Genomic DNA, 22,536 nt, shown 5'->3' with positions numbered 1-22,536 from the left:
AGTGCTCCTTATAATTGATGAGGTAATTATAACTTGTTTCCATGAGTTTGTAAAATCGATAAAAAATGCTCATTTTATGGTTGACATCACTGGCAATCAAATAGTATAATAGCAAAGCGGGTCAGCGATAACGACCCGCAATTATATGGGATCATAGCTCAGCTGGGAGAGCACCTGCCTTACAAGCAGGGGGTCATAGGTTCGAGCCCTATTGGTCCCATTTACCAAAGTTATGCTTTGGTTAGAATTTCATATGGCGGGATAGCTCAGTTGGCTAGAGCATACGGTTCATACCCGTAGTGTCGCTGGTTCAAATCCAGTTCCCGCTACTACTGGTGCGGCTCTCTAATAAGAGGGTCGCACTATTTTATGTAACGCAAATTCTATTTTGAGCGAAGATAAGGAGATTTGTATGAGAACATATATCTTTAGAATTATCGGTTCCGTTTATCTTTTGTATTTAGGCAGTGACTTGTTTATTAAAGCCATTCGTGGCGAGAGTCCTAATCAATTGATGGGCTATGGCTTTGGTGGGGCTTTTGTAGTGATTGCGGTCGTGATCTTAGCATTTACATACCGGGAATACAAAAGAGATAAGGATAGTCAACCGACGGTCGAAGTTAAAGATGAGCCGGAAGCAAAAGCAGAGGCAGAAGTCGACGACGAAAGCGAGGAATAAATCATGCGCGTAGGATTAGGTTATGATGTTCATAAGCTTTGTGAGGGGCGGCCGCTAATTATTGGCGGGATAGAGATTCGCTATGAGTTGGGTTTGCTGGGACATTCGGATGCAGATGTATTGACTCATGCGGTTATGGATGCCCTTTTAGGAGCCGCTGGTCTTGGGGATATCGGTAAGCATTTCCCTGATACAGATGAGAGATATAAAGGCGCAGATAGCGTGATGCTTCTTCGTGAAGTGGCCAAGATGCTAGAAGAGCGCAATCTCTTTATAGGGAATATCGATGCCACCATTATTGCTCAGGCGCCGAAGATGGCTCCCTATTTAGCGGAGATGAAAAAAGTGTTAGCAGAAGCGCTACAAATTGAGGAAACACAGATGAATCTAAAGGCCACAACAGAAGAAGGTTTAGGCTTTACCGGCAAAGGAGAAGGCATTAGCGCCCAAGCGATTGCGCTTTTAGAAACGCTGGATACGTATAGCTTTGAAACCGGTAGCGGTGGCTGTGGAGGGTGTGCAGGATGTCCGAAAAAGTAAGAAAATTAGCACTTTCAGAACATAAGCGTACAAGAGAACTGTACGAGTCAGTATTTCCTGAGGATAGTGCGAGCTTTGTGGATTACTATTATCAGGAAAAGGTAATTGATAACAGTATTTATGTAATTGAAGAAGATAACCGAATTGTTTCGATGATTCATCTTAATCCGTATGCGGCGATGATTGGCGGAGTCCCTTGCACAATCCACTACATTGTGGCAGTAGCAACAGCAAAGGAATATCGTCACCGGGGGTATATGCGAAAGCTTTTAGAAACGGTGATGGCCGACCTTAGACGTGAAGGCGAGCTAATTACGTATCTAATGCCGGTAGCGGAAGCGATTTATTCGCCCTATGAGTTTTACACGGTGTACCGTAAGAAGTGGGAATATTTGTCTAGGGAGACTGCGCGCACAGAAGGCTATGAAGCCCTTACAGATAAGGAGATTCCGACTCTTGTAGAGCAGGCAAACACCTATTTTAAAGAGCGTTATCAGGTCTATACCGTACGAAGCGAAAGGTATTATCAGCGTCTGCTTAAGGAATACGCTAGTGACGGCGGTAAGTTGCTAGTGAAAAAAGCGGATGGCAAAATCCTAAAGGGGGGAATTTTGTTAGCCGGTGAAGGGTTTAAAGAGACGGTAATTATGATTCGGATTTTAGACGTTAAGCGACTTTTGTCTTTGCTTAAATTAAAAAGTCTAGTTGCTTTGTGTTTTGAAGTCGTGGATAATGATATAAAAGAGAATAATCTCTGCCTGACGATTACCGGGACGGAATACTCAGGATGTATGTTGATGGAGAGTCCTAGGGAAAACCGTGAGGGTGTAATTCCGATTGGCGTTCTTTGTGGCTTTGTATTTGGTGCCCTGAGCGTTTCTGAACTGGCGGAGCAAGAGGGAGTGAGTTTAAGCGAGCGCCTTAAGGGGGAATTAGAAAAGATTATTCCCCTTAAAGAAATAATGCTTGATGAAGTAGTTTGATTCTGAGGAGGATTATGCAGTATATTGAAGTGCGAGAGTTAGAGTTAGGAAGAGGGCCGGCCAAGATTTGTGTGCCGGTAGTGGGAAAAAAGAAGGAAGAAATTCTGGCAACGCTTGAGAAATGTGTAGCGGCAGAGGCGGATTTAGTAGAGCTGCGGATCGATCATTTTGAGAACGTAAGACATATCGAAGACGTCTTAGAACTCCTAGGTGAGGCGAGGGAGATTCTCGGGGAAATGCCACTTATCTTTACCTATCGAACGATAGAAGAAGGGGGAAAGGGCGATATGTCTACGGAAGAGTATTGTACCCTTTACCAAGAGATTCTCGAAAGCAAGACCGTGGATTTGGTGGACATCGAGGCCTTTGGCATGTCGGGAGCGGTGAGTCAGATTATGCGCAGTGCTAGAGAGCATGCGGTTATGACGATTTTGTCTAATCACAACTTCCGTAAAACGCCGAAGCAAGAGTATATTATCGAGCGCCTAGGGATTATGCACCATTTAGGAGCAGATATCTGCAAAGTGGCTTATATGCCTCTTGAAAAGGGCGATGTAGACCGACTTAAAAAGGCCGTAATCGAAGCGGATAAGCGGATGAAGAATGCTCCTTTAGTAGCCATTGCTATGGGTGATCTGGGCCTTGAAAGCCGTATCTATCCAGAGAGATTTGCTTCGTGTATGACTTTTGCCAGCATTGGAGAAGAAAGCGCCCCAGGGCAAATCTCCATTGAGGAAATGAAAGCGCTAATGATTGACAAGTAAGGGATTATCTTATAAAATCTAAGGAAATAGTGTTAACTTAAAGACTGTGAACGAAAGAGTAGCAAAAAGGAAGTTTCCAGAGAGAGATTGCATTGGCTGAGAGTAATCTTAAACAGAAAGTTTGTGAAGTGCCTTCGGGAGTCGATTCGGTGAAGGAAAAGTAGCTGAATACGTCAAAACGCACGTTACGCGTTAAAGGAGATGAAAGCGACAAAGCTTTTAAATTAGAGTGGAACCGCGGGATAACTCGCCTCTAGATAGTATCTAGAAGCGAGTTTTTTAGTGTGATGCTTTCGGTCGGATAGGAGAAGTTGATATGGGTATTATATCGTATGTAAAAGAAGAGATAGCGGTAATCAGAGAACGGGACCCGGCGATTCGTTCTAGTATGGAAGTGTTTTTATATCCTAGTTTCAAAGCGATTTTGCGCTACCGGGTAGCACATAAGCTCTTTCTGCGAGGTCATTATTTCTTGGCTCGGTGGATTTCTCAGCGAGGAGTGCGCAAGACGGGAATCGAGATTCATCCGGGGGCTCGGATTGGTAAGGGGCTTTTTATCGACCACGGTAGTGGGGTGATTATCGGAGAGACGACGATTATTGGCGATAACGTCACTTTGTATCAAGGGGTGACCCTTGGGGGAACGGGAAAAGAAAAGGGAAAGCGCCACCCAACCTTAGAAGATAACGTAATGGTTAGTGCAGGGGCAAAGATTCTCGGCTCTTTTACTATTGGTCACAACAGTAAGATAGGCGCCGGTAGCGTGGTGCTGAAAGAGGTGCCGCCGAATTGTACCGTCGTTGGTGTGCCAGGACGAATTGTGAAAAAGGGCGGTGTCAGTGTGCCGAGATCGGATATGAATCAGGTGGATTTACCGGATCCAATTAGCAATGAAATCAGTCGCCTTGATAAAGAGATAAAGAAGTTAAAAAAGCAGCTTAAAAAAGTAGAAAGCGAGGAAAAATAGAAGATGAAAGTATACAATACCTTAACGAAAAGTAAAGAAGAGTTTGTGCCTTTAGAAGAGAAGAAAGTCAAGATGTATGTGTGTGGACCCACGGTTTATAACTATATTCATATTGGTAATGCTAGACCGATGATTGTCTTTGACACGGTGCGTCGCTATTTCGAATATAGTGGTTATGAAGTGAACTACGTCTCAAACTTTACCGATGTAGACGATAAGATTATTAACCGGGCTAAGGAAGAGGGCGTATCGGCAACGGATGTTTCCACGAAGTATATAGAAGAATGTAAGAAGGATATGGCGATGATGAATGTTAAGCCAGCCACGACTCATCCCCAAGCCACAGAAGAAATCTCGGGAATGGTGGAGATGATTAAGACCTTAGTGTACAAGGGGTATGCCTACGAAAAGAACGGTACCGTCTATTATAAAACCAGGGCTTTCGATGAGTACGGCAAATTATCTCACCGTAACTTAGATGAGCTACGCTCAGGGGAACGGGATTTAAAGGTGACGGGTGCAGATGAGAAAGAAGATAATCTTGATTTTGTGCTTTGGAAACCAAAAAAAGAAGGAGAACCAGCCTGGGAGAGTCCTTGGAGCGACGGCCGTCCAGGATGGCATATTGAATGTTCAGAGATGGCAAAGCGTTACTTAGGTGAAGAAATTGATATTCACGCTGGTGGCGAGGACTTGATTTTCCCCCATCATGAAAACGAGATTGCTCAAAGTGAAGCCGCTAACGGTAAGACCTTTGCTAAATATTGGCTTCATAACGCCTTCCTTAACATTGATAATCGCAAGATGAGCAAGTCACTAGGAAACTTCCGAACGGTGCGCGAGGTGTCTAAGGAGTACGACCTTCAAGTTCTACGTTTCTTTATGCTAGGCGCTCATTATCGTAGTCCCCTTAATTTCAGCGCAGAGCTGATGGAAGCGGCGAAAACGAGCCTTGAGCGTATTGTAAACGGTGCTGCCAACCTTAAGTTCCTTAGTGAACATGCTAAAGTAACCGAGATGACAGCCCAAGAGAAAGAGCAGCTAACAGCTGCGATGAAGTATAAAGACGCTTTTAAAGCGGCCATGGATGACGATTTCAATACGGCAGATGCTGTCTCGGCGGTCTTCGAATTGGTGCGATTTGCCAATAGCAATACTGACGGGGAAAGTTCTAAGGAGTATACAGAAGCGCTTCTTAAGCTTTTAGTGGAATTAAGTGATGTCTTAGGGATTGTTGTTCTAAAAGAAGAGGAAATTCTAGCAGAAGATATCGAGAAATTAATAGCCGAGCGACAGGCAGCCAGAAAGAATAAGGACTTTAATAGGGCGGACGAGATTCGTGACGAGCTTTTAGCTGCCGGAATCGTTCTTGAAGATACTAGAGAAGGAGTCAAATGGAAAAAGAAATAGAAAAAGAGTTAAATGTTAATGAATATTCTCCCTTATCTCTTGCGTTTATCGGCGATAGTGTCTATGATTTGATTATCAAGACTAAAATAATTCGAGCGGGAAATAAGCAGGTGAAAAAGTTGCATCAGGATACTAGCCATTTGGTAAATGCTGCGGCTCAAAGTACAATGATGCGCACCCTTCAGGATTTGCTCTCCGATGAGGAAAGAGAAGTCTTTAAAAGAGGACGTAACACCAAAAGTGTATCACCAGCGAAAAACCAGAGCGTTACGGATTACCGGAGAGCCACGGGCTTTGAAGCCTTAGTGGGCTACCTGTACCTACAGGGGAAATACGAGCGGATTTCTGAATTAGTGGAAATCGGTTTAGCCAGCTTAATGGAAAAACAGAAGGAGAAATAATCAGTGAATGATTCGAAAATAGAAGGCCGTAATCCGGTCTTAGAGGCGCTACGAGCAGATAAGCCAGTGGATAAGGTGTTTATCTTAGAAGGTAGCCATGAAGGTCCCTTACAGACCATTGTTCGGGAAGCGAAAAAGCGAGATGTAATTCTAAATTTTGTAACGAAAGATCGCCTAAACGGGATGTCAGAAACGGGAAAACACCAAGGAGTAATCGCCTATGTGGCAGCTTACGAGTACGGAAGCGTAGAGGATATGCTAGCTCTTGCAAAAGAGCGAGAAGAAGATCCGTTTCTTATTCTTTTGGACGAAATCGAAGACCCTCATAACTTAGGAGCCATTATCCGAACCGCCAATCAAGCCGGGGCTCACGGAGTCATTATTCCGAAGCGAAGAGCCGCAGGACTGACAGGAGTAGTAGCGAGGACTTCGGCAGGGGCTCTTAACTATACGCCGGTGGCCAAGGTAACTAACTTAGTCCAGACGATGAAAGAACTAAAAGAAAAGGGTTTGTGGTTTGTGGGGGCAGATATGACCGGTGAGGTCATGTATCGCCAGAACTTAACAGGACCGATCGGCTTAGTAATTGGTAATGAAGGGGAAGGACTGGGAAGATTGGTCAAAGAAAACTGTGATTTTCTTGCCCAGATTCCCATGCAAGGGCAAATTGACTCTTTGAATGCCTCAGTGGCGACGGGAATATTAGCTTATGAGATTGTTAGACAGCGTTTGGGAGGTCGAAAATAAATGATTGCACCGTTAATTCTGCAAATTGTTCTGATTTTTTTAAATGCGATTTTTGCTAGCGCGGAGATTGCCGTGATTTCTATGAATGAAACAAAGCTTAAAAACATGTCAGAAAAAGGTGATAAGAGAGCCCAGCGCCTATTTGCTTTAACCGAACAGCCGGCTAAGTTCTTGGCGACTATTCAGGTGGCTATTACTTTAGCAGGACTCTTAGGCAGTGCGTTTGCCGCCGATAGCTTTGCAGGACCTTTAGCCGATGGTCTAATTGGCCTTGGAGTAGGGATTCCTCGCTCTGTTTTAAATACCATTGCCGTGGTGGTGATTACGCTGGTGTTATCTTACTTTACCTTGGTTTTTGGTGAATTAGTACCTAAGCGAATTGCCATGAAGAAAACCGAGTCGATGGCGCTAGGAATGTCGGGTTTGCTTTATGGGGTAGCGAAAGTATTTGCTCCGTTAGTATTTATCTTGACCAAGTCTACCAATGGGGTCCTGCGTCTCCTAGGTATCAACCCTAATGAAGAAGGGGAGCAGGTTACCGAAGAAGAGATTCGGATGTTAGTGCTAGAAAGCCGCTCTCAGGGGAATATCGATTCTGAAGAAACGAATTTTATCGAAAATGTCTTTGAGTTTGATGATATGGACGTAGAGCAGATCTGTACCCACCGAACGGATACGCTGCTATTGGATGCCGATGAAGACTTAGCGGCCTGGGATGAAGTAATCTATGAGAGTCATCACACCAATTACCCGGTCTTTAAAGAAAATCGGGAGAATATAATCGGCATTCTCAATACAAAGACTTATTTTCGCCTAAAGGAGCGGACGAAGGAAAAAGCGCTGACAGAGGCTCTTGAAAAGCCACATTTTGTGCCGGAGACAATGAAAGCTAATGTGCTCTTCCGCAAAATGCAAGACACCCGCCTTTATTTTGCCGTCGTCTTAGACGAATACGGTGGTCTAACGGGAATCATTACCCTTCATGATCTAGTGGAAGAGCTGGTTGGTAACCTTTATGATTTGCAGGAAGAGGTTCAGCCACAAGAAATTGAGCAGCGCTCGGAAAATGAATGGATTATCCAAGGGGCAGCGGATATTCAGTCCGTGGAAAAGGCTCTTGATATAGAGCTTCCAGAGGGAGATTACGATACCTTCGGTGGCTTTATTCTTAAAGAAATCGATCGTATACCTGAGGACCATGAAAGCTTTATTTTTGAGACCAACAACCTTGTGATTCAGGTTAAGGATGTGGAAAGTCATCGGATCATGGAAACAATTACGAAAAAAATCGAGAAAATAGAAAAATAGCATTGACAAGGGTAGACTGGCTACGGTATATTATATCTTGCAGTTTGCCTTATATGCTGCCATGGCTCAGTAGGTAGAGCGTCGCCTTGGTAAGGCGGAGGTCGGCGGTTCAAGTCCGCTTGGCAGCTTTTAAATGTGCAAGGGTTTACGAGAAATCGTAGGCCCTTTTTTTCTGGTTATTATTCGATATATTTGATATAATTTAGTCAAATATAGGCGGAACTCTATTAACCGAGAGCTAAAAAGGAGGCATGAAGATGGATCAGAGACTAAACCCATTATTCACACCATGGCAAATCGGGAATTGTGAGATTAAGAACCGGATTGTATTAACGTCCATGGGGGGAACCAATCTTTTAGGTTGGATGGAAAAGAACCACTTTGACAAGGTCGGTTCCAGATTTATTATGGATGTGGCCAAGAATCACGCGGGCTTGGTATTACCTGGATGCCAACCGGTGTATAACCCGATGTTCGGACAGTGGCTTTATAAGAACGAAAAAATGTATGAGGATTTGAAAGCCTGGATGCCGGAATTTCACAAAACAGGAGCAAAGCTATTTGTACAGTTAACCGCTGGCTTTGGTAGATCGTTTACAATTAGTAAGTTGATGGAGACTCTTTATACGAACAAAGCCTTGAGAGTTCTATCAAAACCTTTCATGGACCTTGATAAGATTACAGCCGCTCCTAGTGCTTCACCAAATCGCTGGTCGGATAAGGTGCCTTCAAGGGAGATGACGGTGGCGGAGATTCAGGAGTTTGTAGAGGCCTTTGCGAAAACGGCGAAGTTGCTTCAGTACGCAGGGGTCGACGGCGTCGAGATTCACGCGGTACATGAAGGGTATCTGCTTGATCAGTTTACCTTCAAATACGTCAATCATCGTACAGACCAATACGGCGGTTCTTTTGAAAATCGTTACCGCTTTGCCGTTGAGATAGTGCAAGCGATTAAAAAGGCGTGCGGTGCGGACTTTCCAGTGTCACTTAGGTATAGTGTGCGTTCTATGACTAAGGGCTTTAGGGAAGGAGCATTACCTGGTGAAGAGTTTGTCGAAGTAGGTCGAGATATGGCAGAGTCAGAGAAGGCGGCAAAATATCTTCAAGATGCAGGTTATGATATGCTCAACTGTGACAATGGCACGTATGATGCGTGGTACTGGGCGCATCCGCCAATTTATATGCCAGAAAACTGTAATTTGGCAGATGTTAAGCATATCAAAAAGTATGTGGATATTCCGGTAGTGTGTGCGGGACGTATGGATATTTATACGGCAGCGGAAGCAGTAGCCGCAGGGAAAATTGATGGCGCGGGCTTCGCGCGTCCGTTCTTAGCGGATACTCAGTGGCTCACAAAGACGATCGAAGACCGGGAAGAGGATATTCGCCCTTGTATTTTGTGCCATAACGGTTGTTTTAATATGTGTCACTATAAGGGCGTTCCTAACGATCAAGATTTATCCGATAGCCTGCATTTGGCAAGATGTGCGGTGAATGCCGAAGTGATGCAATGGGATAAGCATCACCTTACGAAGACTACGACTCCTAAGAAAGTACACATTATTGGGGGTGGCATTGGTGGCATGGAAACCGCACGGGTGTTAAAGCTAAGAGGGCATGAACCGATTATTTATGAGAAAGCGGAAGTTTTGGGCGGGACGTTTATTCCTGCCAGTGCGGAGTCTTATAAGGATAAGCTTCGCGATTTGCTAGCTTGGTATCGACGACAGATGGAGACCCTGAATATCGAAGTTCACTTAGGACGGGAGATTCAGAGCCTTAATGAGTTTGGCAGTGAGGAAGTTATTATCGCCACTGGTGCGATTCCAAGAATTCTAAAGAGTGTTCCCGGTCATGAGAAGATGATTGAAGCTTGTGACTATCTAAATGGTGCTCCTGTAGGTCAGTCAGTGGTGGTAGTGGGCGGCGGCTTAACCGGTTGTGAGATCGCCTATGAACTCGCTTTAGAAGGGAAGGAAACGAGCATTGTCGAGATGAAGGATGACTTAATTTCTCAGAAGGGCGTCTGTTTAGCTAATAGTTCCTATCTTCGAGAATGGTTTGCCCTTCATAAAGTCCCGGTATATTTGGACACTACTCTTAAGGAGGTAACGGATACAGGTATAACTTGCCAAACGAAAGCGGGCAATGAGATTAAAATTGATTGTGATACTGTGATAAGCTCAGCCGGGTATATCGCGAATCCAGAGCCAGCTGAAGGTAAGGGAGCTAAGTTAGTAGGCGACTGCTTGAAGGTTGGTAATTTGCGTTCTGTTATCTGGAGCGCCTACGAAGCGGCCATGAAGGTCTGAAAGGGGGCGATAAAAGATGACGAATTATAAGATGAAACTAACAGAAGCGCAAGCGGATATTCTAAAGGGAAGCGAGGGCGAGATAAAGGCCAAGGTAATGGAGACGATGATCCGTTACGGGGAGTTATTTGAGGCTACCGAGATGGTTCCTGTTACGAGCAAGTATAATCACTTGGTTACATCCTTTGGCCTAAAAGCGTTAGGTCCGGTTTATGATTTGATGGATAAGTTGATTCGCGAAGACTGTATCTCCGAACAGAAATTCACCGTTGATCCAAGACCCCTAGATAGCAATGTGCCCAGTTCCTTTATTCAAAATATCGTTTTCAAGCATTTTATGTATAGCAAGCAGGATTTCTACGAGGAGCAACTTAATAAACTGGGTCTACTGGAGAAAGATGCCTTTACTTGTGCTTGCTATTTGGATGAAGTCGGAAACACACCAAAGCAAGGCGAAATCTTATCTTGGTCGGAATCCTCGGCAGTAGTCTATGCGAACTCAGTATTAGGAGCAAGGTGTAATCGCAATTCCGGTATTATTGACTTGATGGGTGCGGTTGTAGGCTACGTTCCGTATTTTGGGCTACTTACAGATGAAGGACGTAAAGCGGATTGGATGATTGAGATTAAGACGACGAAAAAGCCGGAAGCTCAGCTTCTTGGCTCGGCCATCGGGATGAAAGTAATGGAGGAGGTTCCCTACATTGTCGGACTGGATACTTGGCTAGGAGAACCCGATGAAGCCGCCAAAACGTATTTGAAAGATATGGGAGCGGCCACTGCTTCAAATGGAGCGGTGGGCTTGTATCATGTAGAAGGGATTACGCCCGAAGCAAGGCAGGAAAAGCGGGGACTTATTAAAGATGGCGCTAAAACCTATGTCATTGATGACGAGGAACTGCAGCGGGTCTATGACAGCTATCCAGTGATTTGGAAGAACAAAGAGGACAAGCCGAAGCTATGTTTTATGGGCTGTCCTCATATGAGTTTCAACCAGCTTATCAGCTGGACAGAAAAAGTAGAGGCAGGGCTTTTAGAGTCAGGGAATAAAAAGGTAGTGATTCCCACGGTATTTACTTCGGCGCCGGCGGTGATAAAGAAATTCTCGGAAACAGAATACGCTACTCGGCTAAAAAACACAGGAATCATCCTCTCTTACATCTGTCCGCTGATGTATATGAACAACCCGCTAAGTACTAAGATGCCAATTATTACATCGAGCAATAAACTTCGTACTTATACTAGCGCTAGATACTATACAGACGAAGAAATTCTGCAAAAAATCAGCGGAAAGGGGGGAGCCTTATGAAGAGTTTTCATGGCAGAGTCGTAACTCCGGGATTGATAAGTGCACCGGCACTGGTATCTCGGGGAGGCGTGAATACCTTGGCTTCTTTTCAAAAAGCGTTACAGTTTGGTGATAAGATGGCCACGTGTGGCGACCAAAACAACACCGATTTATATGGGAAAGAGATGGCAGGAAAGGCTCTTTGCCTCCCGCAAACCATTGGCTCTACCACAGGCGGCTTAGTATTATATTGTGCTTGTGCGATGAAGCGCCAACCTGCGTGTATGCTTTTTTCAGAACCAATCGATTCTCTCGCAGGAGCGGGGGCGATTCTCGCAGATGTGTGGTTAGACGAGGTGAAGATGCCCGTTATTGATTCTTTGGGAAAGGACTTTCTCGATTTCGTAAAAGATGGTATGCTAATCGAAATCAAAGAAGATGGTGTGGTAGAAGTAAAGTGATAATTAATAATAAGTGAAAGGGAAGAGAGCTGTTTCCTAAACAGTTCTCTTTTTTTTGAACTTTTGGTGAACTGCGGATGATTCATTGACAATAGTTAAATGTTTAATTATTATGAGGTTAACATTTAAAAAAGATAAAAAGAAGGTGGACGATATTAAGACAATTACAGAAACGAAAATGATGATTGAGGAACCGGAACTTTTACATATCGATGAAGAGGCCAGCGTCTCTTATGGAGCCCACCAAGAATGGTACTCATCTTGGTTACAGCGGATGAGCGGGTGCGGGCCGACAGCGGCAGCAAACCTACTGTGGTATTTAGCGGCAACAAGACCAGAAGGGCAACTACTTTTTGCTGGAGATGGGACGAAGAAGGCGGATATGATACGGTTAATGGAAGCGTTATGGCGCTATGTGACACCGGGGCTGCGTGGAGTGGATAAGGCCTCTACCTTTACAAAAGGCGTGACTCGTTTTGGACGGGACCGGGGATACCGGATTAAAACTCAGACATTAGAAGTGCCTAAGGAGGTGGCCACGCGACCGACAGTACAGGAACTAGAAGGATTTTTAAAAGAAGCATTTGCCAGTAATCGACCAGTGGCTTTTCTTAACCTTTCCAATGGGGCTTTGCACAATCTCGATAACTGGCACTGGGTTACCTTAATCGGTCTGGAATCGGTCTCTAAGGTGACCATGTATGACCAAGGTGAGCGCACGGAAATTGACCTTGAACGTTGGTTAGCGACGACCACCGGTGGTGGCGCCTTTGTAACCATTGATAGTAGCAGAAGAAGGAGGTTTTAAGGAGTATGAAGAATACACCGAATGAATCAAAACCAGAAAAGCGACGACAAGGAGGTATCTTTCGTTGGTTTTCTCTTGGACTTATGCTAGTTCTTCTCGGCAGCATTCTATTTCCAGGCGTTATGTCTAGCCGTAATGAAGTGAGTTATAGCGAGTTTTTAAGACAGGTGGAAGCTGGCAAAGTAGCTAAGGCCGAGATTAACGAGTCGGAAATACGTTACGTTCTCGAAGGCGAAAAGAATAAAGAATACGTGACCGGGGCGATGGACAATCCTAAATTAGTAGAAACGCTAACGGCAAACAATGTGGATTTTACTCAGACCATTAATCGAAGTAATACCTTGCTATCCGTGCTTATCTCCGTGTTGCCCTTTTTATTGCTAATCGGCTTTTACGTCTTGATGATACGTGGTGCCATGCGCAGATCGGGCGGAGAAGGTGGCATGATGGGCGGTATGGGGGCCGTCGGCAAGTCAAAAGCCAAGATGTATAGTGTAGAAGAGCAAACGGGAGTTACTTTTCGCGATGTGGCGGGTCAGGATGAAGCCAAAGAGAGTTTGATGGAGATGGTGGATTATCTACACGATCCCGAAAAGTATGCCCGAATTGGTGCCAAACAGCCCAAAGGAGCCTTATTAGTGGGTCCACCGGGAACGGGTAAGACGCTTCTAGCAAAGGCTGTAGCTGGTGAGGCAAAAGTTCCCTTTTTCCATCTGTCGGGTTCGGAGTTTGTGGAAATGTTTGTAGGTGTTGGTGCTAGCCGGGTGCGGGACTTGTTTCAAAATGCGGCTAAAAATGTTCCCTGTATTGTTTTTATCGATGAGATTGATGCCATTGGTAAACGTCGGGATAATGCCCTTGGCGGAAATGATGAAAGAGAGCAGACGCTGAATCAATTGCTGTCCGAGATGGACGGCTTTGAATCCGGCAAAGGAATCCTGGTACTTGCGGCGACTAACCGCCCTGAGATTCTTGACCAAGCGTTACTGCGCCCGGGACGTTTTGATCGCCGAGTGATTGTCGATCGTCCTGATTTGCCAGGCAGAAAGAGTATCCTAAAGGTGCATGCAGCGAAGGTATTAGTGAGTGATGACGTGGATTTTGACGGAATTGCATTAGCTACAAGTGGTGCTACCGGTGCCGACTTAGCCAACATGATCAATGAGGCGGCGCTCCATGCGGTAAAAGAGGGACATCACGCGATTACCCATAGCGACCTTCTAGTAGCGGTAGAAGAGGTGATTGCAGGTAAGGAAAAGAAAGGGAGGATTCTGAATCCTCAAGAAAAGCGGATGGTGGCCTTTCATGAAGTGGGTCATGCAATGGTATCGGCCTTGCAGAAGAAAGCTCAGCCAGTGCAAAAGATTACTATTGTTCCCCGAACTATGGGAGCCTTAGGTTATACAATGAATGCCCCAGAAGAAGAGCGTTATCTTTATACGCGGAGTGAACTGAAGGGACAGATTATGACCTTACTTGGTGGTCGGGCAGCGGAAGTTGTAGAGTTTGGAGACATTACTACCGGGGCATCAAATGATATTGAACGGGCTACCGAACTGGCAAGAAAGATGATTACCCAGTATGGTATGAGTGAGAAGTTTGGTTCGATGGGACTAGAGAGCTCTAGTAGTCAATATTTAGATGGGCGAGACGTGACGACGTGTTCAGAACAAACCACGGCCTTAGTAGATGAAGAGGTGCGCCAGTTAATCGAGGCGTGTCAACAAGAGGCTACCCGTCTATTAGAGGAAAACCATAGTTCACTTACGCGGATTTCTGAATATCTAATCGAAAAGGAAAACCTTACCGGTGAAGAGTTTATGGAACTATTAAAGGAAAACACGCAAGTTGCATAGAATTCATAAAAATAAGACCTGCTTTTGGCTAGGTCTTATTTTTGTCGTTACAAAACTTGTCGGTGGAAAATTCCTCGCAAATATCGTTTAGCCGTCCAAGTAATGTGATTAATGTCTTCATGTCATCTTCGCCAAAGCGAGCGATAATGGTATTCCAGGCTTGGTCGTAGGTTTTGGCAAAGGCCTTTTCTGCCTCACAACCCTCTTTCGTAGCGGTAATCGAGAGTTTGCGCCGATCTTTAGGATCGATTTCTCTTTTAATATAGTTCTTTTTTTCCAGTGTATTTAAAATATAGGAGACAGCAGGCTTGGTGATTTGCAGCTTGATTTGAATATCGTGAACATCAAGGTTTGTCCCTTCGCCTTTGGCGCTGCAATTACCCACAATGGTACTTAAAATCGCCAATTCGTTCATCTGCATTTCGCATTCGGTAGAGAGGTTTACCATTGATTTTTTAAAGCGCATAAGTGAATAGATAAATTGATCTTTTGAATAATCCATGACAAACTCCTTTTCGTTGATTCTCATAATGAGTATACAAGATTTTAAGGGGCTTTTCAATTAGTTTGCAAACTGCTATAATTGATAGACGAATTCGATTATATTGTGGGAGGTAGGCTGTGTCAGAAGAAGTAGTATCAAGAAATTTTATTGAAGTAGAAATTGATAAAGATTTAGAAAAGGGTGTGTATAAAGAGGTGTGTACCCGTTTTCCACCAGAGCCAAATGGCTACTTACACATCGGACATGCCAAGTCGGCGCTTTTAAACTTTGGTTTGTCAAAACAATATGAGGGAACATTTCATCTGCGTTTTGATGATACGAATCCGATTAAAGAGGATGTGGAATACGTTGATTCAATTAAAGAAGACATTACGTGGCTAGGAATCGATTTTAAAGATCACCTTCACTTTGCCTCAGATTATTTTGATAAAATGTACGAATGTGCGCTGCTTCTTATCGATAAGGGGCTAGCCTATGTGGATGAGCTTTCAGCAGCGGAGATTCGTGAATACCGCGGGACGCTGACGACACCAGGGAAGGACTCTCCTTTTAGAAATAGAAGTATTGAAGAGAACAAGAAGCTTTTTGAAGAGATGAAGGCCGGTAAGTACAAAGACGGTGAGCGGGTTTTACGGGCGAAGATCGATATGGCTTCACCGAATATGAATATGCGTGATCCGGTTATTTACCGAGTGGCTCACATATCTCATCACAACACGGGGGATGCTTGGTGTATCTATCCGATGTACGATTTTGCTCACCCTCTAGAAGATGCGATAGAAGGGATTACCCATTCGATCTGTACACTAGAATTTGAAGATCATCGACCTTTGTACGATTGGTTTGTGAGAGAGTGCGAGTTCAATCCCGCACCTAGACAAATCGAGTTTGCCAAGCTAAATTTAACCAATACGATTATGGGCAAGCGTTTTATCAAGCGCTTAGTAGATGAGAAAATTGTGGATGGCTGGGATGATCCGCGTCTAGTGACGATTTCGGCCCTGCGTCGCCGGGGATATACACCAGAAGCGATTGGTGAGTTTGTGAAAATGGTAGGCGTTGCCAAAGCTAACAGCGTGGTGGACTCAGCGATGCTTGAATACTGTATTAGAGAAGATTTAAAGACGAAGAGAGCGCGAATGATGGCCATTCTCGATCCAGTAAAAGTCATTATCGATAATTATCCAGCAGGTCAGGAAGAGTTACTTTCTATTCCCAATAACTTGGAGAATCCGGAACTTGGCGAAAGAGAAGTAGCGTTTGGTAGAGAACTCTATATTGAGCGAGAAGACTTTATGATCGAACCACCGAAGAAATACTTCCGCCTGTTCCCAGGCAATGAAGTCCGTCTAATGGGTGCTTATTTCGTTACTTGTGTGGATTATACTTGTGATGAGACAGGTAAGGTGACCGAGATTCACTGTACGTACGATCCCGAGACAAAGAGTGGCAGCGGTTTTACCGGTCGGAAGGTAAAAGGCACGATTCACTGGGTAAGTGCAGCTCATGCTAAGCAAGTAGAAGTGCGACTATATGAAAACTTGATTGATGATGAAGTAGGGGCAACGAATGAAGATGGTAGTCTAAATATCAATCCTGATTCGCTCCAGGTGCTTGAAAACGCCCTGGTAGAGCCAGCGTTAATGGAGGTATCGCCATTAGACAGCTTCCAGTTTGTTAGAAATGGCTTTTTCTGTGTGGATTCGAAAGACTCTAAGCCAGGTCAGCCTGTCTTTAACCGAATTGTATCGCTAAAGAGCAGTTTCAGATTGCCAAAACAATAAATATGCGAAAAAAGCTGTGACCGCTAAAAAATGGTCACAGCTTTTTTATAACAGCTTTTGTTATTCGCTTTTTTCTGGAGTAATATCAACGTACTCGCGCTCAGGGGCTTTCAAATCGTTATCGAGCTCAAAGTCTAAATCATCGAAGTCGTCTACGAATTCTTTAGTATCATTTGCCATTAGGTATGTACGTACAAAATAAATCGCCGCCATCACCGCCGTTGCTACCGCTAATAACTTAATCATAAATTTGAAAAATTTCTTCATACTCAAGGCCCCCTTTTCTTTTCTGTTCTTATTGTAGCCTTTTTTTTCTTATTTTACAACAGTTGAGAAGAAAAAATGATTATGTTAGAATAGTGACGAAGAAGAATTGCTAGGAGATGGTATGAAGGTACAGGAAACACAGACAAGAGCAAAAAAAGGAATTACCCGAGTGATCTTTAGCAGAATTGGCATCATTGCAGCGTTACTAATTGTGCAAATTCTGATTTTGGTTGGCTCGGTTTATTATTTACGGGAATTTTTACCTTTAATCTATGGTTTGATTATTGTGATTGAGGCCTTTGCCATTGTTCACTTGATTAATAGTCCTGGAAACCCTGCCTTTAAGATGACATGGGTGTTATTGATCCTTGTTTTCCCGGTAGTTGGTGTGTTGTTTTATCTATTTACAAAAATGCAACCGGGAACCTATAGAATCAGCAATCGGTTGGCGGTCATTCATCTTGAGACTAGGAAATATCTGTCCCAGGATACGGAAGCGGTAGGGGAAATGTGGGAGAATAAGCCGGCTAATACGTTGCTTGCTCATTATTTATATAAGCAGGTTGGCTATCCCACGTATAAAAATACGGAAGTAAAGTATTTTCCCAATGGGGAAACAAAATTTGAAGAGATGAAAATTCGCCTACGAGAGGCGAAGAAGTTTATTTTTTTGGAGTACTTTATCATCACCGAAGGCCTAATGTGGGATACCATTCTTGATATCCTTAAGAAAAAAGTGGCTGAAGGTGTAGAAGTGCGCGTGCTCTACGATGGTATGGGAACACTGACAACGCTGCCATGGCATTACAACCGGGAATTAGAAGCTTGTGGTATTAAGTGCCACGTGGTGGGCAAGTTAACCCCATTTTTATCAAGTATTCAGAATAATAGAGACCATCGCAAAATTTTAGTCATTGACGGGAAGTACGGCTTTACTGGGGGCATTAACTTAGCGGATGAGTACATTAATCATATCAATCGGTTTGGTTACTGGAAGGATACAGCGGCAATGTTTACCGGTGAGGCGGTGAACAGCTTTACTACCATGTTTCTTGAGATGTGGGAACTGACTTCAGGAGTAGAGGAGAAGTATGATAAGTACTTGCTACCTCGCCAAAAAGGGTGGCAGCGAAGTAGCGGTTACGTAATCCCGTATGGGGATACGCCTTTTGATAACGAGAATGTCGGCGAAGAAGTCTATTTTCACATTATTAATCATGCCAAAAAATACGTTCATATCATGACGCCGTATTTAATTCTCGATAACGAGATGATTACTACTTTGACGCGGGCGTCAAAAAGTGGCATCGAGGTAATTATCATGATGCCTCACGTGCCAGATAAATGGTATGCGTATGCGGTGGCGAAGACGTACTATAAGGAGCTGATTACCGCAGGTGTGCAGATTTATGAGTTTAATCCAGGGTTTGTGCATGCGAAAATCTTTGTAAGTGATGATGATACTGCAACAGTGGGTACGGTAAACTTAGATTATCGCGGCCTATACTTGCATTTTGAGTGTGGTGCGTTTATCTATGATCATCCCGAAGTGCTGCGCATTGAAGATGATTTTCAGGATACACTAAAGCGCTGTCACAAAGTTAGCTTGATAGAGGTGGATAAGCGTAATGTTTTCCGGATTTTGGTGGGTAAAGTGTTACGTCTTTTGGCACCGCTTATGTAGGAAAAATCAATAGACTTTTCCCATATCTTGTAATATAATAGAGGTTGCGGTAAAAGTACAGTAATAGGAGGAATAGGGCATGGTAAAAGCGGTAGTAGGTGCAAACTGGGGTGACGAAGGTAAGGGCAAGATCACTGATATGTTAGCAACAAAGGCAGATATTGTCATTCGTTTTCAAGGTGGAGCCAATGCTGGACACACAATTATAAATGATTATGGTAAATTTGCACTTCATACATTGCCATCAGGTGTATTTTGCGATCACACAACGAGCATCATCGGAAATGGAGTTGCCCTAGATATTCCGGTACTGTTTGAGGAAGTATCTTCGATTGTAAAAGAAGGTGTGCCAACCCCGAAGATTCTGGTATCTGATAGAGCGCAGATCGTCATGAGTTATCACAAGAATTTTGATGCTTATGAAGAGGAGCGTTTAGGTAAGCAATCTTTTGGTTCGACAAAATCGGGCATCGCCCCATTTTATTCGGATAAATATGCGAAAATTGGTTTTCAAGTAAGCGAGCTTTTCGGAAGCGAAGAGTATTTACGAGAAAAGACAGCTCGGGTGGCTGAGCAAAAGAACGTATTATTAGAACACCTATATAAGAAACCGACCATTTCGGCCGATAGTCTATATCAGGAGTTAATGGAATACAAGAAGATGGTAGAGCCTTTTGTCTGCGATACTTCACTCTTTTTAGAAGATGCAATTAAAGAAGGGAAAGAAATTCTCTTAGAGGGCCAGTTAGGTTCTCTTAAAGATCCAGACCACGGAATTTACCCAATGGTAACGTCTTCGTCTACTCTTGCCGGTTACGGCAGTATCGGTGCTGGTATTCCGCCTTATGAGATTAAGCAGGTAATTACCGTATGTAAAGCCTATTCATCAGCAGTTGGTGCGGGCGCGTTCGTTAGTGAGATATTTGGTGAGGAAGCTGACGAGTTGAGAAGACGCGGCGGTGATGGCGGTGAATATGGTGCGACGACAGGACGTCCAAGAAGAATGGGATGGTTTGACTGTGTAGCGTCCAAGTACGGCTGTCGCATCCAGGGAACTACGGATGTAGCGTTCACAGTATTAGATGTGCTGGGATATTTAGATGAGATTCCGGTGTGTGTCGGTTATGAAATTGATGGCGAAGTAACCACCGAGTTTCCGACGACTGTTAGATTAGAAAAGGCAAAGCCGGTTATTAAGGTGCTAAAAGGTTGGAAAAGTGATATTAGGGGAATCACTGAGTACGACAAGTTGCCACAAGAATGCCGGGATTATATTGAGTTTATTGAAGAACAAATCGGCTATCCAATTAGTCTGATTTCCAATGGACCGGGGAGAAATGAAATTATTTTTAGAAACTTTAGATAATTTTTAGTTGAAGTCCACATGTTCTTAACAAAACTATAGTAAGATGAATGGAGTAAAATGTATTGGAGGGGTTTGAAAATGTTTACAGGGGAAAAAGAACAAAAGAAAGAATCGATATCGATTGAAGAATACCTTGAGCGAATCAAGGAAAGACAAAATAATGAAATGTATGAGCTTCTGATGACACGGGAAGCACAAAGAGCAGGCGCGTAAACGCCTGCTTTTTAATTAGTGAGGAAAGTCCAGAGGACTTTCCTCACTAATTAAAAACGCTCCGCTAGGAATGCGCACTTCGGCGCTAGGAATTTTGTGCAACAGCACACGCCGAAGGCGCAAGAATTTGCCAAGAGCAAATTCTATTGTATTAGCGGGAAAGCCCATTCCATTCTATTTTTCGTCGGAGTCGGACTTATCTTTCTCCTTCTCCTTAATCACTCGGTAAACCAGGGAATAGGCGTATAAGAATACAGGGATAATAAAGGTACAGGCGATGGAGGCTTTTAAGAGATCTTGACTCTTAGGACTATCCATCAAAGCGAAGATTAAAGTGTTAGCATACATAGCTAGCAGTATAATAGCGCCGAGTAGGGCGAAAACGCGTTTCAGTTTATCAAGCATAAGTACTCCTTTTGGTTGCATATTGATTAAGTTTATACTATTATAATTGAGAAAGAAAAATATGTAAACCGAAGAGGAGAATATAGACGTGGCAAAATCATTATTAGAACAATGGCATGAAATAGCATATAACGAAGGCGCTGACCAGGGGACACTACAAAAGTTCTGGAGCGATTATTTTGAAATAGAGAAAAATATCTATGCCGAGCTTTTAGAGGAGCCAGATACAGAAGTAAAAGGTACGGTTAAAGAGTTAGCTAAAAAATTCGGTCAAAAGCCAATTACGATGATGGGCTTTTTAGACGGCATCAACGAAAGCCTTAAGGAAGAAAATGACTTAGAGAAGGCAACGGAAGATACCGTAGTAAGCCTAGCCTTCGATAAAGAGAAGCTTTATAAGAACATGGTAGCAGCAAAAGCCGACTGGTTATATGAGTTACCACAATGGGAGCCGATTTTTAGTGAAGAGGAAAGAGCTGCTCTTTATAAGGAGCAGAAGTTATCCACCACCATTCGTAAAGAAAAGAAAGTCGGTAGAAACGATCCCTGTCCTTGCGGAAGCGGTAAGAAGTATAAAAAATGTTGCGGAAAATAGAAACCGTGCTATAATATATGGAAAGCATAAAACTGTGAAGAGAAGAGTAGCATAGGAAGGCTTTAAAGAGAGAAAAACCTTGGCTGGAAGTTTTTCAATTCTGAACTATGTGAAGACCACCTCTGAGTGATTGTAAACCAATCCGGTGATGCCGTTATCGTCAAAATGAAGTGAAAAATAGGGTGGAACCGCGAGATTATCGCCCCTTGTAGTGTATTAAGTATGCTCAGGGGGTGTTTTTTTATGTTAAAAAACGATTACAAACATAAGGTACAATATTACGAAACCGATCAAATGGGAGTCGTTCATCATTCCAATTATATCCGGTGGTTTGAAGAAGCCCGGGTAGAGTTTATGGAGTGGTGCGATATGGGCTATGCGAAGATGGAAGAGGAGGGTATTATAAGTCCGGTTCTAGAAGCTAATGCCAAGTATCTAAAAATGGTTAAGTTTGGCGAAAGCGTATTGATTCGAACGACCATTGAAGAGTATGACGGGATCCGCCTGACAGTCAGTTATGAGATTGTTAATGAGGAGACGAAAGAGGTGTGTTGTACAGGTTATACAAAGCACTGTTTTATCGGGGAAAATGGCAAGTTAGTATCACTTAAAAGAGCAAATGAAGCTTTCCACCAGATGTTTCTGGCGGAGCTGAAAAAATAAAACAAAAGAGGAGCGATATATTGTCAATAAACCACGCCCATAGTTCTATGGACGGAGCTTGTTAAAAGCTCTTGTTGACTAGCCCAAGTCTTAACTGACTACGTTATATAAGAATATATAGACACCCGTGGATGCCTGTTCTAGTCTGCGGCTCTGTGGCATATGGTTAAACAGTTTTGATGGGTAGGAACCGTGCTGTATGCGTAAAACCTTATATAACATTGGCGAAGAACAACTAACCGTCTAATGGCGGAGTTATGCATTAAGTTGCAGAAAGGAGTGTCTTATGGTTTATGTCATAAGCAGAGAAGGACAGCCACTTATGCCGACCACTAGGCACGGTAAAGTAAAACACCTTCTTAGAGAAGGTAAAGCAAAAGTAGTTAAACGCTGTCCGTTTACCATACAACTTATGTATGAGAGCACGACTCATGCGCAACCAATTGCTCTTGGAGTAGATGCAGGTAGTAAGACCGTTGGTCTTTCTGCCACAACTGAAACCGAAGAGCTGTATGCTTCGGAGACAGAGC

24 protein-coding genes, 3 tRNA genes and 1 other annotated feature are annotated in these 22,536 nt (G+C 43.7%); of the genes, 24 read left to right on the top strand and 3 right to left on the bottom strand.

Annotated features, from left to right (window positions below):
- Positions 1–147 precede the first annotated feature (147 nt).
- The 17 genes from NHH16_RS07515 to ftsH all read left to right on the top strand — a co-directional run bounded on the left by NHH16_RS07515 (position 148) and on the right by ftsH (position 14,524).
- Positions 148–220: transfer RNA gene (locus NHH16_RS07515), tRNA-Val, on the top strand.
- Positions 221–255: 35 nt separating this feature from the next.
- Positions 256–329: transfer RNA gene (locus NHH16_RS07510), tRNA-Met, on the top strand.
- 83 nt (positions 330–412) lie between these two features.
- Positions 413–679 (top strand): hypothetical protein, encoded by a 267-nt coding sequence (locus NHH16_RS07505; protein ID WP_262068974.1) that lies wholly within the window; start codon positions 413–415, stop codon positions 677–679.
- Between the two features lie 3 nt (positions 680–682).
- On the top strand, positions 683–1,219 hold the full coding sequence (ispF, locus tag NHH16_RS07500) for a 2-C-methyl-D-erythritol 2,4-cyclodiphosphate synthase (protein WP_262068973.1): 537 nt from the start codon (positions 683–685) through the stop codon (positions 1,217–1,219).
- A complete protein-coding gene (locus NHH16_RS07495; RefSeq protein ID WP_262068972.1) occupies positions 1,204–2,202 on the top strand; it encodes a GNAT family N-acetyltransferase in 999 nt (332 codons plus the stop codon). Before ispF ends, NHH16_RS07495 begins: the two co-directional genes overlap by 16 nt.
- Positions 2,203–2,216: 14 nt before the next feature.
- Complete coding sequence (gene aroD, locus NHH16_RS07490) at positions 2,217–2,966, top strand: type I 3-dehydroquinate dehydratase (protein WP_262068971.1); 750 nt, start codon at positions 2,217–2,219, stop codon at positions 2,964–2,966.
- Between the two features lie 37 nt (positions 2,967–3,003).
- Positions 3,004–3,224, top strand: a binding site (T-box leader).
- Between the two features lie 58 nt (positions 3,225–3,282).
- Positions 3,283–3,933, top strand: coding sequence for a serine O-acetyltransferase EpsC (gene epsC / locus NHH16_RS07485; RefSeq protein WP_262068970.1), 651 nt, complete (start codon positions 3,283–3,285; stop codon positions 3,931–3,933).
- Between the two features lie 3 nt (positions 3,934–3,936).
- The gene (cysS, locus tag NHH16_RS07480) at positions 3,937–5,343 is read left to right on the top strand and encodes a cysteine--tRNA ligase (RefSeq protein ID WP_262068969.1); all 1,407 of its coding nucleotides are present in this window, start codon (positions 3,937–3,939) and stop codon (positions 5,341–5,343) included.
- The gene (locus NHH16_RS07475) at positions 5,328–5,744 is read left to right on the top strand and encodes a Mini-ribonuclease 3 (RefSeq protein ID WP_262068968.1); all 417 of its coding nucleotides are present in this window, start codon (positions 5,328–5,330) and stop codon (positions 5,742–5,744) included. Before cysS ends, NHH16_RS07475 begins: the two co-directional genes overlap by 16 nt.
- 3 nt (positions 5,745–5,747) lie before the next feature.
- Positions 5,748–6,491 carry a 23S rRNA (guanosine(2251)-2'-O)-methyltransferase RlmB gene (rlmB, locus tag NHH16_RS07470; RefSeq protein ID WP_262068967.1) on the top strand — a complete coding sequence of 248 codons (744 nt, stop codon included), beginning with the start codon at positions 5,748–5,750 and terminating at the stop codon, positions 6,489–6,491.
- Entirely contained in the window at positions 6,492–7,799 is a 1,308-nt protein-coding gene (locus NHH16_RS07465; RefSeq protein WP_262068966.1) for a hemolysin family protein, read from the top strand.
- A 55-nt stretch (positions 7,800–7,854) separates the two neighbouring features.
- Positions 7,855–7,927: transfer RNA gene (locus NHH16_RS07460), tRNA-Thr, on the top strand.
- Between the two features lie 129 nt (positions 7,928–8,056).
- Complete coding sequence (locus NHH16_RS07455) at positions 8,057–10,111, top strand: oxidoreductase (protein ID WP_262068965.1); 2,055 nt, start codon at positions 8,057–8,059, stop codon at positions 10,109–10,111.
- Between the two features lie 16 nt (positions 10,112–10,127).
- Entirely contained in the window at positions 10,128–11,420 is a 1,293-nt protein-coding gene (locus NHH16_RS07450; RefSeq protein ID WP_262068964.1) for an aconitase X catalytic domain-containing protein, read from the top strand.
- Complete coding sequence (locus NHH16_RS07445) at positions 11,417–11,860, top strand: aconitase X swivel domain-containing protein (protein ID WP_262068963.1); 444 nt, start codon at positions 11,417–11,419, stop codon at positions 11,858–11,860. Before NHH16_RS07450 ends, NHH16_RS07445 begins: the two co-directional genes overlap by 4 nt.
- Before the next feature lie 85 nt (positions 11,861–11,945).
- Positions 11,946–12,668, top strand: coding sequence for a hypothetical protein (locus NHH16_RS07440; protein ID WP_262068962.1), 723 nt, complete (start codon positions 11,946–11,948; stop codon positions 12,666–12,668).
- Between the two features lie 5 nt (positions 12,669–12,673).
- A complete protein-coding gene (ftsH, locus tag NHH16_RS07435) occupies positions 12,674–14,524 on the top strand; it encodes an ATP-dependent zinc metalloprotease FtsH (RefSeq protein ID WP_262068961.1) in 1,851 nt (616 codons plus the stop codon).
- Between the two features lie 28 nt (positions 14,525–14,552).
- Here the strand turns inward: ftsH and NHH16_RS07430 are convergent, their stop codons facing one another.
- Positions 14,553–15,026: a MarR family winged helix-turn-helix transcriptional regulator gene (locus tag NHH16_RS07430; protein ID WP_262068960.1), complete on the bottom strand. Its 474-nt coding sequence runs from the start codon at positions 15,024–15,026 to the stop codon at positions 14,553–14,555.
- Positions 15,027–15,145: 119 nt separating this feature from the next.
- On the opposite strand from NHH16_RS07430, the gene NHH16_RS07425 reads away from it, so the two are divergent.
- On the top strand, positions 15,146–16,813 hold the full coding sequence (locus NHH16_RS07425; protein WP_262068959.1) for a glutamine--tRNA ligase/YqeY domain fusion protein: 1,668 nt from the start codon (positions 15,146–15,148) through the stop codon (positions 16,811–16,813).
- Positions 16,814–16,873: 60 nt separating this feature from the next.
- Here NHH16_RS07425 and NHH16_RS07420 read toward each other — a convergent pair whose 3' ends face one another.
- Positions 16,874–17,080, bottom strand: coding sequence for a hypothetical protein (locus NHH16_RS07420; RefSeq protein WP_262068958.1), 207 nt, complete (start codon positions 17,078–17,080; stop codon positions 16,874–16,876).
- 121 nt (positions 17,081–17,201) lie between these two features.
- On the opposite strand from NHH16_RS07420, the gene cls reads away from it, so the two are divergent.
- From cls to NHH16_RS07405, 3 genes are all read left to right on the top strand, one after another.
- Positions 17,202–18,764 carry a cardiolipin synthase gene (gene cls, locus NHH16_RS07415; protein WP_262068957.1) on the top strand — a complete coding sequence of 521 codons (1,563 nt, stop codon included), beginning with the start codon at positions 17,202–17,204 and terminating at the stop codon, positions 18,762–18,764.
- A 79-nt stretch (positions 18,765–18,843) separates the two neighbouring features.
- The gene (locus tag NHH16_RS07410; protein ID WP_262068956.1) at positions 18,844–20,130 is read left to right on the top strand and encodes an adenylosuccinate synthase; all 1,287 of its coding nucleotides are present in this window, start codon (positions 18,844–18,846) and stop codon (positions 20,128–20,130) included.
- A 78-nt stretch (positions 20,131–20,208) separates the two neighbouring features.
- Complete coding sequence (locus NHH16_RS07405) at positions 20,209–20,343, top strand: hypothetical protein (protein ID WP_262068955.1); 135 nt, start codon at positions 20,209–20,211, stop codon at positions 20,341–20,343.
- 174 nt (positions 20,344–20,517) lie between these two features.
- Here the strand turns inward: NHH16_RS07405 and NHH16_RS07400 are convergent, their stop codons facing one another.
- A complete protein-coding gene (locus tag NHH16_RS07400; protein ID WP_262068954.1) occupies positions 20,518–20,748 on the bottom strand; it encodes a hypothetical protein in 231 nt (76 codons plus the stop codon).
- Positions 20,749–20,836: 88 nt separating this feature from the next.
- On the opposite strand from NHH16_RS07400, the gene NHH16_RS07395 reads away from it, so the two are divergent.
- From NHH16_RS07395 to NHH16_RS07385, 3 genes are all read left to right on the top strand, one after another.
- Positions 20,837–21,343 carry an SEC-C metal-binding domain-containing protein gene (locus tag NHH16_RS07395; RefSeq protein WP_262068953.1) on the top strand — a complete coding sequence of 169 codons (507 nt, stop codon included), beginning with the start codon at positions 20,837–20,839 and terminating at the stop codon, positions 21,341–21,343.
- 243 nt (positions 21,344–21,586) lie between these two features.
- Positions 21,587–22,006, top strand: a complete 420-nt coding sequence (locus NHH16_RS07390; RefSeq protein WP_262068952.1) for an acyl-CoA thioesterase — start codon at positions 21,587–21,589, stop codon at positions 22,004–22,006.
- 286 nt (positions 22,007–22,292) lie between these two features.
- Positions 22,293–22,536: RRXRR domain-containing protein (locus NHH16_RS07385; protein WP_262068951.1), on the top strand; the 244-nt coding region annotated here is incomplete at its 3' end.

It is taken from the genome of Ohessyouella blattaphilus (genome assembly GCF_024721265.1).
Lineage (GTDB): Bacteria > Bacillota > Clostridia > Lachnospirales > Lachnospiraceae > Aequitasia > Aequitasia blattaphilus_A.
This window is presented reverse-complemented; position numbering and strand designations above follow the sequence as displayed.

Excerpts from the sequence above, each read along its gene's own strand:
- NHH16_RS07410 (WP_262068956.1), top strand. The coding sequence starts at position 18,844 with ATGGTAAAAGCGGTAGTAGGTGCAAACTGGGGTGACGAAGGTAAGGGC.
- NHH16_RS07445 (WP_262068963.1), top strand. The coding sequence starts at position 11,417 with ATGAAGAGTTTTCATGGCAGAGTCGTAACTCCGGGATTGATAAGTGCA.
- NHH16_RS07420 (WP_262068958.1), bottom strand. The coding sequence starts at position 17,080 with ATGAAGAAATTTTTCAAATTTATGATTAAGTTATTAGCGGTAGCAACG.
- NHH16_RS07505 (WP_262068974.1), top strand. The coding sequence starts at position 413 with ATGAGAACATATATCTTTAGAATTATCGGTTCCGTTTATCTTTTGTAT.
- NHH16_RS07475 (WP_262068968.1), top strand. The coding sequence starts at position 5,328 with ATGGAAAAAGAAATAGAAAAAGAGTTAAATGTTAATGAATATTCTCCC.
- NHH16_RS07390 (WP_262068952.1), top strand. The coding sequence starts at position 21,587 with ATGTTAAAAAACGATTACAAACATAAGGTACAATATTACGAAACCGAT.
- NHH16_RS07400 (WP_262068954.1), bottom strand. The coding sequence starts at position 20,748 with ATGCTTGATAAACTGAAACGCGTTTTCGCCCTACTCGGCGCTATTATA.
- NHH16_RS07450 (WP_262068964.1), top strand. The coding sequence starts at position 10,128 with ATGACGAATTATAAGATGAAACTAACAGAAGCGCAAGCGGATATTCTA.
- aroD (WP_262068971.1), top strand. The coding sequence starts at position 2,217 with ATGCAGTATATTGAAGTGCGAGAGTTAGAGTTAGGAAGAGGGCCGGCC.
- NHH16_RS07455 (WP_262068965.1), top strand. The coding sequence starts at position 8,057 with ATGGATCAGAGACTAAACCCATTATTCACACCATGGCAAATCGGGAAT.
- NHH16_RS07430 (WP_262068960.1), bottom strand. The coding sequence starts at position 15,026 with ATGGATTATTCAAAAGATCAATTTATCTATTCACTTATGCGCTTTAAA.
- NHH16_RS07465 (WP_262068966.1), top strand. The coding sequence starts at position 6,492 with ATGATTGCACCGTTAATTCTGCAAATTGTTCTGATTTTTTTAAATGCG.
- NHH16_RS07495 (WP_262068972.1), top strand. The coding sequence starts at position 1,204 with ATGTCCGAAAAAGTAAGAAAATTAGCACTTTCAGAACATAAGCGTACA.
- cysS (WP_262068969.1), top strand. The coding sequence starts at position 3,937 with ATGAAAGTATACAATACCTTAACGAAAAGTAAAGAAGAGTTTGTGCCT.
- epsC (WP_262068970.1), top strand. The coding sequence starts at position 3,283 with ATGGGTATTATATCGTATGTAAAAGAAGAGATAGCGGTAATCAGAGAA.
- ispF (WP_262068973.1), top strand. The coding sequence starts at position 683 with ATGCGCGTAGGATTAGGTTATGATGTTCATAAGCTTTGTGAGGGGCGG.
- cls (WP_262068957.1), top strand. The coding sequence starts at position 17,202 with ATGAAGGTACAGGAAACACAGACAAGAGCAAAAAAAGGAATTACCCGA.
- ftsH (WP_262068961.1), top strand. The coding sequence starts at position 12,674 with ATGAAGAATACACCGAATGAATCAAAACCAGAAAAGCGACGACAAGGA.
- NHH16_RS07405 (WP_262068955.1), top strand. The coding sequence starts at position 20,209 with ATGTTTACAGGGGAAAAAGAACAAAAGAAAGAATCGATATCGATTGAA.